This is a genomic window from Streptomyces sp. NPDC001194 (assembly GCF_042896985.1).
Taxonomy (GTDB): Bacteria; Actinomycetota; Actinomycetes; order Streptomycetales; family Streptomycetaceae; genus Streptomyces.
Genome location: NZ_JBIAXU010000010.1, coordinates 54,119 through 66,480, shown reverse-complemented (window position 1 = coordinate 66,480; position 12,362 = coordinate 54,119). Strand labels below are relative to the sequence as shown.

The window sequence follows — 12,362 nt, the reverse complement described above, 5'->3', positions numbered from 1 at the left end:
CAGGGGGGATCAGGCCGCGTCGGCGGTACGGTCCTCGTCCGGATCCTCCTCTTCGGCCTCGTCGGAGTGCGCGGCGCACGGCGGGCACAGCCGGGTGTACTCCGCCATCGCCTCCTCGACCGTCTCCTTCTGCTTGCGCTCGCACGCCTTCCTCCGCGTCTCCTCCTTGCACAGCAGCTCGGCGCGGGCGCCCTCCAGCACGGCGATCGCCTGCCAGCCCCTGAACACGCACAGCAGGGCCTTGCAGAGGCAGTCGACGAACTCGGAGACCGTGGCGAAGCCCCGCCAGGCCTCCGCGCTGCGGCGGAGCAGCACCAGCAGGCGCGCGTAGAGGCGTACGACGTCCTTGCCCAGGACCGCGTCGCAGACGTCCGCCAGCAGCTGGGCCGCGTCCGTCCTGACCTTCGCCGCGCGTTCCGGCAGCGCCGTCAGCTCCCCGTCCAGGTCGGTGAAACAGGCCGCGGCCTTCGTGGTGTCCGCCGTGTACCGGGCGATGCGCGCCGCCAGCGTGGCGACCGTGTCCTCCCGGCCGACCGCGTCGTCGAAATCGCACCCGCAGTCGTCCACGCAGCAGCCCCGGCCGCCCGTGCAGCGCCGGATCTCCTCGAAGACCTTGTCGACGGCCTGTTGCAGGCAGTGGCGCTGCTCGTGGGTGACCCGGCAGCGGATCTGCTCGCGGACCTTGGCGAGTGTCGCCGCCGCCTCGTCGAGATCGGTCCTCGCGGCCAGCCGGGCCTTGGTGTACTCGGTCCGGGCGGTGTTGAACTTCTCCTGGAACTCGCGCAGCTGGGGCACGTGCTGCTGGGTGACCTCGGCCCGGCGCTGGATGCCCGCGGCGACGCAGGCGAGCTCGTCGATCGCGCCGGGATCGCAGCCGCCCGTGCCGGCGGCCGGGGGGTGGTGCGCGGTGCTGCTCATGGTGGGCTCTCCTGGGTGAGGGGGCAGGCGCACCCGAGTGTGGGCCGGGCGGTGTCACCGGTTCGTCGCCCGGCCATCGCCGCCCGCGGCCCGCGCAACGCGCCCGTGACGGGACGGGCCGCAGCATCGGCCCATGGCTGGATACCGGGCACTCGCCGCCGTGGGGCGCAGCGTCGTCGCGCTGCTCAACCGGCGCTTCGCCGAGGAGATCCCGGCGGGGCGCCGCCCGGAGGCCGTCCTCGCCGGGCCCGTCGACTTCGACAAGGTGGACACCCCCGGATCCGTCATCCGCAATCCGGCGGTTTCCGTCTACTGCTACCGCCTGAGCATCGACCGCGAGACCCGGCCCGCGCTGGCGGCGATGGCCGCGCAGGACGGGCTGCCCCGGCTGCCGCTGCGGATGCACCTGATGATCGCCGCCTGGGACCGGTTCGTGGAGGCGGAGCTCGAATGGCTCGGGCTGGCCGCCCGGATCCTGGAGAGCGAGGGAGTGTTCACCGGGCCGCTGCTGCACCCGAGCGGGGACTGGCTCGCCGGGGACTCGGTGCAGATCGTCCCCGACGAGCTGGCGATGGACTCGATGAGCGAGGCCTTCCAGGCGATGACCACCGACTACCGGCTCTGCCTGCCGTACGTCGCCCGGGTCGTCCGCATCGACGGGCCGGCCGGCCCCGCCGCGGGCGAGGTCACCGTGGTCGCCGCCGGGTCGTCGGCGGGGGCGTCCGGGGCATCGGCCGGGTCGTCGGCGGAGCCGCTGCGATGACGCCGGGGACGGCGGGCTCCGCCGGGGCGGACCGGCGGATCGCCGTGGAGGCCGGTCCGGTCGACGTACTGCACCGGCTCGCGCTGGCCGTACGGCCCCTGGACGCCCGGAGCCGGGCCGCCGCCGGGCCGGGGCTGCGCGTGGGCCGGGAGGACGAGCCCGTACCGGGACGCCGGCCGCGCCGCCCGCAGGACCGGGTCCGCCCGCTCGAAGGGCACGGCGCCACCGGGTTCGTCCTGCGGCACACCACCGCGGGCGGCCTCCCGGCCGCCGTCACCGTACGGGTCGAAGACCCCGCCCGCCGCTGGATACCGCGCCGTTTCACCGTACCGCTGTGGACCCGCGCCGAAGTCTCCGGCGCCGACGAGCGGCCGCCCACCGCCCCCCACGTCCGCGCCGACGCCCGGCTGCTGCTCCCCTGGCTGCTGCCCGGTCCCGCCTACCCGGTCCCGCAGGGCACGACCGGCCTGCGGCTGCGCGTTGTCCGCCCGGACGCCGCCGCCACCCCCGTGCGCTGGCCGCGGGTGGACGCCTTCGGGCCGGGCGGAGTCCCGCTCGGCTGGGCCCACGGCGACGAGCACGGCCAGGTGCTGCTGCTCATCGACGGGGTCGGGGCCCTCGCGTACCCGCCGCCCTCGCGGTTCGCCGTCGCGCTGCGCACCCACGCCCCCGACCCGCCGACCGGTGCGCCGGACGACCCGCCGGCCGACCTCGTCGCGGAGACCGTCGAGCGCAGCGCCAACCCGCCCCGGCCGCAGGACCTCGACAACGCGGTGCTGCGCGGCACCGCCCGCCCGGCCGGCTACCGCACCGCCGCCGCCGACACCGTCCGCTCCCTCACCGTCGGCCGGGTGGTCCACGCCGCCGACCTGCCGCACGTACCCGCCTGACCCGTGACCGAGGAGACCCGTACATGCCCGAGTACCTGACCCCCGGCGTCTACGTCGAGGAGACCAGCTTCCGATCACGGTCCATCGAGGGAGTGCCGACCAGCACGTTCGGCATGGCGGGGCGCACCGAGTACGGACCGGTGCCCTACCTCCTGCCGGGCGGTCCCACCGTGCTGCCGGGACCGGCGCTGGTCACGAGCTACACCGAGTACGAACGGGCCTTCGGCGGGCTGAAGATCGGCGAGGAGGACTGCCGGCTCGCCCTGGCGGCCCGGGCCTTCTTCGCCAACGGCGGGCGCCGCCTCTACGTCTCCCGGGTCTTCCCCTTCGTCCGTACGGGCGCCGCCGAGGACGCGCCGCCCGCCGTCGACGCCAACTTCGCCTCCCTGGCCGTCCCGGCGACGGGCACACCGCTGCTGTACTGGCGGGCCCGCTGGCCGGGCTCCGCCGGTGCCCGGATCGCCGTGGCGGTGACCTTCCGGCGCGGCAAGAACATCCTGATCTCCGGCGCCGACGGAGTGCCCCGGCTCACCGGCGTACAGGCGGGCGCCGCCGTGGAGGTCCTCCCGCTGAGCGGCGGGAACGCGCCCTCCCCGCCCGACGGCACGCCGCCGGCGCCCGCCAACGTCAGGACCGTCGTCCGCCGTCCCGACGGGGTCCTCGGATACCTGAACCCCCAGGGCGACTTCGAGCCCGTCGCGGCCGGAACCGCCGCGTTCCACCTGACCCTGGCCGTCACCGTGCGCCTGGGCGAGCGCGTCGACGTGTACAACGAGCTGGAACTCGACGACCGGCACCCGCGCTCGGTGGGCAACGTGCTGCAAGCCGCCGATCCGGCCGACGAGTTCTCCCTCGTCTGGCTGGACACGGTGAAGCCCGCGCCCGGAGCGCCGCCGGCGCTCCCCGGCGCCCGGCTCGCCGCCCTGCTCGGCCTCGGACAGCCCGGCGTCCACCTGACCCGCGGCGGCGACGGACTGGAGCCGACCGCGCAGGACCTCGGCGGCAAGGAGGCCAATCCGGACAGCCTCACCGATCCCGCCCGAGGGCTCGGCGCGCTCGCCGAGATCGACGACATCGCCATCGTCGCCCTCCCGGACACCGTCACCCTGCCCGCCGCCGAGCAGAAGACCGCCGTCGACCTCCTCATCGGGCACTGCGAGCGGCTGCGCTACCGGATGGCGATCGTCGACCCGCCCCGCGACAGCTCGATCTCCGAAGTGCGCCGCTTCCGGGCCCAGTTCGACACCAAGTACGCCGCGCTCTACTACCCCTGGGTACGGATCACCGATCCGAGCCGCCGCCCCGACCCCGGCGCGCCGCCGCCCGTGATCGACGTGCCGCCCTCCGGGTACGTCGCCGGGATCTACGCCCGCAGCGACGTGGAGCGCGGGGTGCACAAGGCCCCGGCCAACGAAGTCCTCCTCGGCATCAACGACTTCACCGCCAACGTGACCTACGACCGGCAGTCCGTGCTCAACCCGGAGGGCGTCAACGCCCTGCGCTTCTTCGAGGGCCGGGCCCGGCGGGTGTGGGGCGCCCGGACGATGAGCTCGGACCCGGAGTGGAAGTACGTCAACGTGCGCCGGCTCTTCATCTACCTGGAGCACTCCATCGAGAAGTCCACCCAGTGGGCGGTGTTCGAGCCGAACAACGAGCGGCTGTGGGCCTCCGTACGGCAGACCGTCGAGGACTTCCTGATCACCGTCTGGCGGACCGGGGCCCTGCTCGGCACCAAGCCCGAGGAGGCCTTCTTCGTCCGCTGCGACCGCACCACCATGACCCAGAACGACCTCGACAACGGCCGGCTGATCTGCCTGATCGGGGTGGCACCCACCTACCCGGCCGAGTTCGTCGTGTTCCGCATCGGACAGTTCACGGCCGACGCACAGCGAGGCTGACGCCCGCAGAACGGGAGACACCCCCCATGGCCACGCGCAACAACCCCTACGGAGCCTTCAACTTCCTCGTCAAACTCGGCGACACCGGCGGCGAGGACCAGATCGCCGGCGGCTTCTCCGACTTCAGCGGAGCCGGCAACGAGGTGAAGTTCTCCGAGTACCGCAACGGCAACGACCCCGAGAACCACGTCCGCAAGATCGCCAACACCAACACGACCAACGACGTCACCCTCAAACGCGGCATCATCGGCGATCTGCGCCTCTTCAACTGGATCAAGGCCACCCGCGAGGGCGAGTACGACGCCCGCACCGTCACCGTCACCCTCCACGACGAGGGACGGCAGCCGGTCTGCGCCTGGGTGCTGCGCGCCGCCCAGCCCAAGAAGTGGGTCGGCCCCACCCTCACGGGCAAGGGGGGCGGAGAGGTCGCGATGGAGGAACTGCACCTCGTCGCCGAACGCATCGACTTCCAGTCGCTGTGAGCCCCGCCGGACCGGGCCTCGGGGCGCCCGGGGTCCACCGGGACGGGGCGCGGGCGGCGCCCTCCTTCCGGCCCGTGCGCCTGGACATCGCGGGCTTCGTCGGCGTGGCACCCCGCGGGCCCGTCGACGAGCCGGTCGCCGTCGACCGCTGGACCGACTACCAGCGGTACTTCGGCGGCTTCGAGGGACCCGGGCTGCTGCCGTACGCGGTACGGGCCTTCTTCGCCCAGGGCGGGGTCCGGGCCCACGTACTGCGGGTGTCGCCGCTGCCGCGGGGCCGGCATCCCGCCGCCGAGGAGGCCCGCGCCCTGCACCGGACCACACTGGCCCGCGCGGACGCGCCCGGCGCCGACCCGGGCCGCGGAACGCCCTGCGCGATCGGGCTGCGCGCCCGGGACGAGGGAAGCTGGGGCGGGCGGCTCTCGGTGCGCTGGGAGTTCACCGGCTCCGGACAGTTCGAGGCCGCCGCGAGCGGCCGGGAGCTGGCCCTGCCCGAGGGACGCACCCCGCCGGCCGGCTCCGTGCTGCGGGTACGGGCGCCGGGGCTGCCGGCCTCCGGGAGCTTCTTCCGCGTCCTCGAACTGGCCGAACGGCAGGACGCGTACGGGCTGCGCGGCCGCGTCGCGGTCCTGGACCGGCCGCCGGACGGCGGCGCGGCCGGCCGCGGCTCCCGATCGCCGGCCGTCGAGGCCGAGATCGTCACCGCCACCGTCACCGTGGCCGACGCGGACCCGGCCCACCCCCGCCTGGAGCGGTTCGCGGAGCTCGGGCTGGGCCCCGCGCACCCCCGGTACGCCGCCTCCGTACTGGCCGCCGAATCCCTGCTGGTGGCCCCCGACGGGCCGTGGCCCGGGGCGCTGCTCCCGCCGGACGGGTACCTGGGCCCCGCCCTCTCCCGGCCCGTCCGACCCGGCGCCGACCGCTACGGGGCCATCGGCGGCGACAGCTTCCAGGGGACGGTCCCCGCCGAACTGCTGCCCGTCGGCGGCTTCGAGGGCGCCGAGGAAGCCGTGCCGGGGCAGGTCGTCGGCATGGACCGGATGGCGCTGGTCACCGAGGTCGCGCTGCTCTGCGTACCGGATCTGCTCTGGCAGTACGGCGAGTCCGTCCCCACCACCGAGACCCCGACGCGGGAGCTCGGCGGCTCCTTCGCGCCCTGCCCGCCGCCGCCCGCCCCCACGACCCTGCACCCGGCCCGGCCGCGCGCCCTGCTGCTGGACACCGGCGCGCAACTGCCCGAGATCCTGCGGCGCCAGCAGCGGCTCGTCGCCCTCGCGGAGCGCCAGCGCCGGTTCGTCGCCCTCCTCGACGTGCCGCCGGGGCTCCCCGTGCGGGCCGTCGCCCGCTGGCGGGCCGCCTTCGACAGTTCGTACGCCGCCGCGTACCACCCCTGGCTCGGGGTCGTCGCGCCCGAGGACCCGGACCGCCGGGCCGTGCACGTACCGCCCTGCGGGTTCGCCGCGGGGATCATCGCCGAGCGCGAGCGGAGCCTGGGACTTCCCTGGGGCCCGGCCAACGCCCTGGCCGCCGACGCCGTGACCGCCGCACAGCGGCTCGGCGCGGCCGACTGCGACGAGCTGCACCTGCTCGGCATCGACGTGTTCCGCGCCGAGCGCGACGGCTACCGGCTCGCCTCGGCCCGCACCCTCTCCCGGGACCCCGACCACCGCCAGCTCAGCGTGCGCCGGCTGATGACCATGCTCCGGCTCGTGCTGGACCGGCAGGCGCAGGCGCTGGCCTTCGAACCGCACACCCCGCAGCTGCGGGACGCCTTGCGCGCAGCCGTCGTCCAGCTGCTGCGGGGGCTGTACCGCGGCGGGGCGTTCGCCGGGGACACGGAGGACGAGGCATTCTTCGTACGGTGCGACGAGCGCCTCAACCCCGGCTGGTCGCAGGGGCTCGGACGGCTCGTCGCCGAGATCGGCGTGGCCCCGGCCCAGCCGCTGGAGTACCTCGTCCTGCGGATCGCGCAGGACGCCGACGGCTCCGTGGCGGTGACCTGAGGTGAGCGTGCCCGAGCTCGTGCAGACCTTCCGCTTCCGGGTGCGGCTGACCCGCAGTGCCACGCCAGGCCGGACCGCCGCACCCCCGCCCGACATCCCCCGCCCGCCGTCCGAGGCCGGCGCCCCCGGCCCGGCCGCGGTCCTCCCGGGCGCCGCGGACGCGGCCCCCGGCCGGCTCGGCGACGGAGGCTTCCAGGAGTGCGCGGGGCTGGCCCTGGAAGCCGACGTACGCGAGTACCTGCAAGGCGGCGCCAACGACGAGGTCGTACGCCGGGTCGGGCGGGTCAGGCTCCAGCCGCTCGTCCTCAAACGCGGCATGCTCGTCGCCGCCGACGGCGGGAGCGCCGACACGAGCCTGTGGGACTGGCTGCACGGCATGGTCGCCGGCGGCGCCCCCGTGCCCCGCTACGACGGCGACGTGGAGGTGCTGGACCCGGCCGGCCGGCGGGTGGTCGCGCACTGGACGTTCGTCCGCGGACTGCCGCTGAAGATCACCGGACCGACGCTCAACGCCAGGACGGGGGAGATAGCCGTGGAGGAACTGCACATCGCCCACGAGGGCCTGCGCCTGGAGCGGACCCCGTGACCGCCCTGGTGCACGCCACCCTGCAGCGGCTCACGGTGACCGCCCAGCCGGGGAAGGACCGGCCGCCGCTGGTCAAGGAGGCCGAGGGCAGCCGGCCCCTGGCCGTCCAGTTCAACCCGGCCACGCTGCGCATCAGCCGCAACAACAACGTGGACCGGGGCGGGGCCACCACGAAGAGCCAGAAGGTCCAGCACCCCGCCCAGGAGGGCTCGACCCTCGCCTTCGACCTGGAATTCGACACCGCCGAGCAGCGCGGCGGCGGACAGTACGTGGACGTGCGCCGCTGGACCGCCCTGGTACGGCAGTTCGTCGAACCGCCCGAGAAGACGAGCGACCCGCCGCCGGCCGTCCGCTTCGTCTGGGGCACCCTGCGCTACAACGGCATCGTCACGCAGGTCACCGAGGAGCTCGACCACTTCGCCCCGGACGGGACCCCGCTGCGGGCCAAGGTGGGCGTGACCATCGTCGAGCAGAACTTCGCGTACCAGGCACACGACGAGGGCCCCGGCACCCGCGACGCCCGCACCGCCACCGAAGCCGGCGACCGGCGCACCGGAGCCGCGCCCGGTACGGCCGGCACCAGCCGGCCCCGGCAGGTCGTCCAGGCCCGGGAGGGGGAGTCCGCCCAGCAGCTGCTGTCCCGGCTCGGGCTGGACCCGGCGGCCTGGCGCGGCGCGATGAGCGGGCTCGACAGTCCGCTGACCCTGGCGGCGGGGGCCGCCGTCCAGCTGGGCGCGGAGGTCTCGGCGGGGTTCGCGGCCGCGGCGGGGACCGGGCTCCGCACGGGCTACGCCGGGGACGCCGCACCGACCTCGGCCGGGGGCCTGGCCGCCGCGCTGGGCACCGGCGGGGGGCCCGGGGCGGACCCGGCGCCCGCCGGCTTCGTCCTCGGCGCGGCGGGCGGCATCGCCGCAGCGGCGGACATCGTGGCCGGCGCGGCCGTGGACACCGCCACCGCGCGGGCCCGGCAGAGCTTCGAGGTGCCGGCCACGGCGGCGGGCCCGCCCGTCCGCGGGCCGGGCCGGCCGCAGGGCCCGGCCGGGTACGCCCCGCCGCCCGAGCCCGACCGCCGCTCCCTCGGCTACGGCCGGGGCGTACCGCTGCGGGCCCGCGCCGACCCCGCGACCCTCGCCGAGGTCCGGGCCGGCGGCGCCCGCAGCCTCGCCGACCGGGCCCGGCGCGAGGAGATCCCGCCGCCCGACCCGGGAGCCGCCCCTTGGGAGCGGCTGCCGCCCGCCGCCCCCGGCCGGGCCGCCGCCGACTGCGGGCAACGCGACCGTGACGCGGGCCCGACCACCCTGAGGTGGACACCGCGAGGAGGCCCGCCATGAGCGTGTACATCGGAGAGCTGCACACCGACGTCGTGCCGGCCGCGGGCGGCGCCGCCCCGCCCGCCGCCGGACCGGACCGGGCCGGCGGGAGGTGGGCGGCCGCCGAACACCACCGTGAAGCCTGCGAACGGGCCGCCTGGCTCGCCGCCCGCGTCGCGGCGGAGGGCTTCGATGACTGAGGCGGCCATCGCGACCGTGTCACCCGTCTTCGAGGTCGGCGGCTCCCTGGTCAGGGACCTCGCGCGGGACTGCGTACGCCTGGAGGTCGCCGAAGGCGTCGAGGGACTGCGCACCCTGCGCGGGTACTTCCTCGCCGTCGGCGCCGGAGCCAAGGGCCCCCAGGACCGGCTGCGGCACCTCGACGGGTCCACGGTCGGCCTCGGCAGCGCGCTGAAGGTGGCCCTCGGCCCGCCGTCGCACCAGCGGTACGTCTTCGAGGGCGTCGTCTCCGGCCTCGAACTCGTCCTGGGCGACGGGGAACCGCCGCTGGTCCTCGTCCACGCCGAGGACGCGCTCATGCGGCTGCGCATGACCCGCCGGACGCGTACCTACCACGACACCACCGACGCGGCGGTCGCCGAGGAGGTGGCGCGCGAGCACGGGCTCGCCGCCGACGCGGACGTCCCCGGGCCCCGCTACGACGTCCTGCAGCAGCTCAACCAGAGCGACCTCGCGTTCCTGCGGGAACGGGCCAGGCTGGTCCAGGCCGAACTGTGGGCGACCGGCCGCACCCTGCACTTCCGCCCCCGCGGCAGCCGCGGCACGGTCCCGCAGACCCTCGTCCACGGCGGCGAGCTCATGTCGGTCCGGCTCTGCGCCGACCTCGCCCACCAGCGCGGCGAGGTGGCCGTCACCGGGTACGACGCCGAACGGCGCGAGGTCGTCGACGAACGGGCCGGCCCCGAAGTCGTCGAGGCGGAGACGGCCGGCGGCCGCACCGGGGCCAGGGTCCTCGCCCGGGCCCTCGGCCCCGCCACCGGCCTGCGCGTCCGGGAGGCCGCCCTGACCGCCGAGGAGGCCGGGGCCTGGGCGCGCGCCGAAATGCTGCGCCGAGGCCGCCGGTTCGTGACGGCGGCGGGCACCACCAACGGCAGTCCCGACCTCGTCGTCGGCGGCGCGCTCACCCTGCGCTCCGTCGGCGCCCCCTTCGAGGGGGAGGGGTACACGGTCACCCGGATCAGGCACACCTTCGACGCGGACCACGGCTTCCGCACCCGCTTCGACGCCGAACGCTCCAGCATGAACGAGGTGGTGTGATGTCCCTGCCCGCTCCCGCGGACGGCTCGGCCCCCGGATACTTCGGCGTCTACCCGGCGTTCGTCACCGACATCGTGGACGAGAAGCGGCTCGGCCGGGTGGAGGTCCGCTTCCCCTGGCTGGGCGCGGACGGGGACCGCGACGTACGCGCCTGGGCCACGCTCTGCTCCCCGTACGCCGACGACGAGCAGGGCCTGCTGGTGCTGCCCGAGGTGGGCAGCCAGGTCGTCGTCGCCTTCGAGGCGGGCAACCCGCGCCGCCCCTACGTCCTCGGCGCGGCCTGGAACGGCCGTGCCGCCCTGCCGCACGAGCCGCAGGACGCCAACGACTTGCGCACGCTGCGGTCGAGGGCGGACAGCAGGCTGGAGTTCGACGACACCCCGGGCGCGGCCAAGGTGCGGATCACGATGGCATCCGGACACGAGGTGACCCTCGACGACGCCACCCAGCAGGTGACGATCCGGCACGGCGGGGGCTGTGTGGTGCGGCTGACGCCGACCGCGGTGGAGGTCCGGGCGAACGTGTCCGTCGACGTCAAGGCGCCCATGGTGGCGGTGAACGCCCCGCTGTCGACCTTCAGCGGGCTGGTGAAATGCGGGACGCTGGTCACCGAGCAAGTGGTGATCTCCCCGGCCTACACCCCCGGCGCCGGGAACATCTGGTGACCGCCGCGGCGGAGCCCGCAGGACACGCGGAGCACGCGGGGCACGGTTTCAAGGTCCTCGCCCCCTGGTACGCCTGCGAACGCGGCCACTTCGACCGTTTCGACCCCTCGGCACACGCCCCCGCGCTGCAGAAGTACGCCTCGGCCGAGTTCGTACGGGCCCTCGTGGCCGATCCGCGCGACTCGCTGCGCTTCGACCCCGACGAGGACGTCTGGTCCTACCCGGTGCCCGTGGACCTCGCCGACCGGGGTCCGGGCCGCGCCCGGTTCGCCACCCACCGGCTGGTCCGCACCCGGCTGCGCAAGCTCTACCAGCCCAGCCACGAGCGGTTCTACGCGGTCGTCGTCGAGCTCTTCTGCGACCGGCCCGGGCTGCCGCGCCCGCAGTCCGCCGAAGGGCTGGAGGTGGGATTCGTGATGCGCCGGCGCCACGTGGAGATGGACGCGCCGCCCAAGGTGCTGCGCACGCTCTCCCGCAGGCTGACGGCGGAGCTGCGCGCGGCCGGGAACCGCACGGCGACGGAGTCGGGCCCGTACCTCTCGGAGGCCCGCGACGTGCTGTGGGCCGATCTCGCCCACCGCACGGCCTTCGAGGACGCGCACCGCGAACTCCTCGACAAGGTCGACCTGAAGAAGGAGACCCAGGCCTGGATGGCCGGGCCCGCGGGCGGCCGCTGGCGCAAGCTCGGCGAGCCCCCGGTTGCCGGCCTCCCCGAGGACCGGGAGCAGGAGCTGCCGATGTGGCGGCTGCCCGCCCGCTCGGGTGACTGCGCGCACGCAACGCCCCCGCCGCAGCGGTCGCTGTGGTTCGGGGTCGTGCCGACCTCCTCCGCCGACCACGACGACCGGGGCGCCCCCAAGCTGGACGAACGCTCCGTCTACGAACTGCGCTGCTTCGTACGCCGCACCCCGCGGCCGGGGCACGAGCACTGCCCGCCGCAGATCTCGTGGAGCAAACCCACCGAGCCGTTCCGGCTCGCACCGTTCTTCGACCCCGAGGGCACCAAGAACCGGAAGACCTCCATCACCATGCCCGACCTGCGGGCGGTGGCCGCCCGGGCGGCCGCACCGCCCGCACCCGGCGGGGTCGCGATCACCAGCCCGCCCGGCTCGCAGCTGTCCTTCGACCCGGGCGGCGGTACGCCCCGGGGCGGCTCGGTGGGCGGCACCGCCTCGCGGACCTGCACCTTCGCCCTCGAGATCTTCATGATCGTGGCCTTCTTCGTGTTCAGCCTCTTCCTGCCGATCGTGGTCTTCCTCTTCCAGCTGTGGTGGCTGCTCGCCCTGCGCTTCTGCCTGCCGCCCTCGCTGGAGGCGGCCGCCGCGCTCAAGGCCTTCTTCGACGGCACCAGGACACTCGCGGACATGGGGCAGGCGCAGACCGACGCCTTCGACGAACTCCTCGCCGCCAAGGGCGCGGGCGCCCGCCTGAAGGACGCGAGCGGCTCCTTCGCCCAGGACGACCTCGACGACCTGGTGGACCTGGTCACCCCGCCCGCCACCGCCCCGGTCCCGGTACCGCCCCGGCCGGAGCCACCGGTGAACGACCCGCTGTGCGAAGGGGGATGAG

12 protein-coding genes are annotated in these 12,362 nt (G+C 75.4%); 11 read left to right on the top strand and 1 reads right to left on the bottom strand.

Going from position 1 to position 12,362, the window contains the following annotated elements:
• Nucleotides 1-9: 9 nt before the first annotated feature.
• Nucleotides 10-918, bottom strand: coding sequence for a hypothetical protein (locus ACFY1T_RS21035; protein ID WP_390789469.1), 909 nt, complete (start codon nt 916-918; stop codon nt 10-12).
• A gap of 133 nt (nt 919-1,051) precedes the next feature.
• On the opposite strand from ACFY1T_RS21035, the gene ACFY1T_RS21030 reads away from it, so the two are divergent.
• The 11 genes from ACFY1T_RS21030 to ACFY1T_RS20980 are packed head-to-tail and all read left to right on the top strand — an operon-like array spanning nt 1,052 to nt 12,361.
• Nucleotides 1,052-1,681 (top strand): DUF4255 domain-containing protein, encoded by a 630-nt coding sequence (locus ACFY1T_RS21030; protein ID WP_390789468.1) that lies wholly within the window; start codon nt 1,052-1,054, stop codon nt 1,679-1,681.
• Nucleotides 1,678-2,571 (top strand): hypothetical protein, encoded by an 894-nt coding sequence (locus ACFY1T_RS21025; RefSeq protein ID WP_390789467.1) that lies wholly within the window; start codon nt 1,678-1,680, stop codon nt 2,569-2,571. The genes ACFY1T_RS21030 and ACFY1T_RS21025 overlap by 4 nt, the downstream gene beginning before the upstream one ends.
• Nucleotides 2,572-2,594: 23 nt before the next feature.
• Nucleotides 2,595-4,469: a phage tail sheath family protein gene (locus ACFY1T_RS21020; RefSeq protein ID WP_390789466.1), complete on the top strand. Its 1,875-nt coding sequence runs from the start codon at nt 2,595-2,597 to the stop codon at nt 4,467-4,469.
• 26 nt (nt 4,470-4,495) lie between these two features.
• The gene (locus ACFY1T_RS21015; protein ID WP_030858299.1) at nt 4,496-4,951 is read left to right on the top strand and encodes a phage tail protein; all 456 of its coding nucleotides are present in this window, start codon (nt 4,496-4,498) and stop codon (nt 4,949-4,951) included.
• Nucleotides 4,948-6,954: a hypothetical protein gene (locus ACFY1T_RS21010; protein ID WP_390789465.1), complete on the top strand. Its 2,007-nt coding sequence runs from the start codon at nt 4,948-4,950 to the stop codon at nt 6,952-6,954. The genes ACFY1T_RS21015 and ACFY1T_RS21010 overlap by 4 nt, the downstream gene beginning before the upstream one ends.
• A 1-nt stretch (nt 6,955) precedes the next feature.
• Nucleotides 6,956-7,540 carry a phage tail protein gene (locus tag ACFY1T_RS21005; RefSeq protein ID WP_390789464.1) on the top strand — a complete coding sequence of 195 codons (585 nt, stop codon included), beginning with the start codon at nt 6,956-6,958 and terminating at the stop codon, nt 7,538-7,540.
• Nucleotides 7,537-8,871 carry a hypothetical protein gene (locus ACFY1T_RS21000; RefSeq protein WP_390789463.1) on the top strand — a complete coding sequence of 445 codons (1,335 nt, stop codon included), beginning with the start codon at nt 7,537-7,539 and terminating at the stop codon, nt 8,869-8,871. Before ACFY1T_RS21005 ends, ACFY1T_RS21000 begins: the two co-directional genes overlap by 4 nt.
• The gene (locus ACFY1T_RS20995; protein WP_390789462.1) at nt 8,868-9,050 is read left to right on the top strand and encodes a hypothetical protein; all 183 of its coding nucleotides are present in this window, start codon (nt 8,868-8,870) and stop codon (nt 9,048-9,050) included. Before ACFY1T_RS21000 ends, ACFY1T_RS20995 begins: the two co-directional genes overlap by 4 nt.
• Nucleotides 9,043-10,128, top strand: coding sequence for a phage late control D family protein (locus ACFY1T_RS20990; protein ID WP_390789461.1), 1,086 nt, complete (start codon nt 9,043-9,045; stop codon nt 10,126-10,128). The genes ACFY1T_RS20995 and ACFY1T_RS20990 overlap by 8 nt, the downstream gene beginning before the upstream one ends.
• Nucleotides 10,128-10,793: a phage baseplate assembly protein V gene (locus ACFY1T_RS20985; RefSeq protein WP_390789460.1), complete on the top strand. Its 666-nt coding sequence runs from the start codon at nt 10,128-10,130 to the stop codon at nt 10,791-10,793. The genes ACFY1T_RS20990 and ACFY1T_RS20985 overlap by 1 nt, the downstream gene beginning before the upstream one ends.
• Nucleotides 10,790-12,361: a hypothetical protein gene (locus tag ACFY1T_RS20980; RefSeq protein WP_390789459.1), complete on the top strand. Its 1,572-nt coding sequence runs from the start codon at nt 10,790-10,792 to the stop codon at nt 12,359-12,361. The genes ACFY1T_RS20985 and ACFY1T_RS20980 overlap by 4 nt, the downstream gene beginning before the upstream one ends.
• Nucleotide 12,362: the final 1 nt, after the last annotated feature.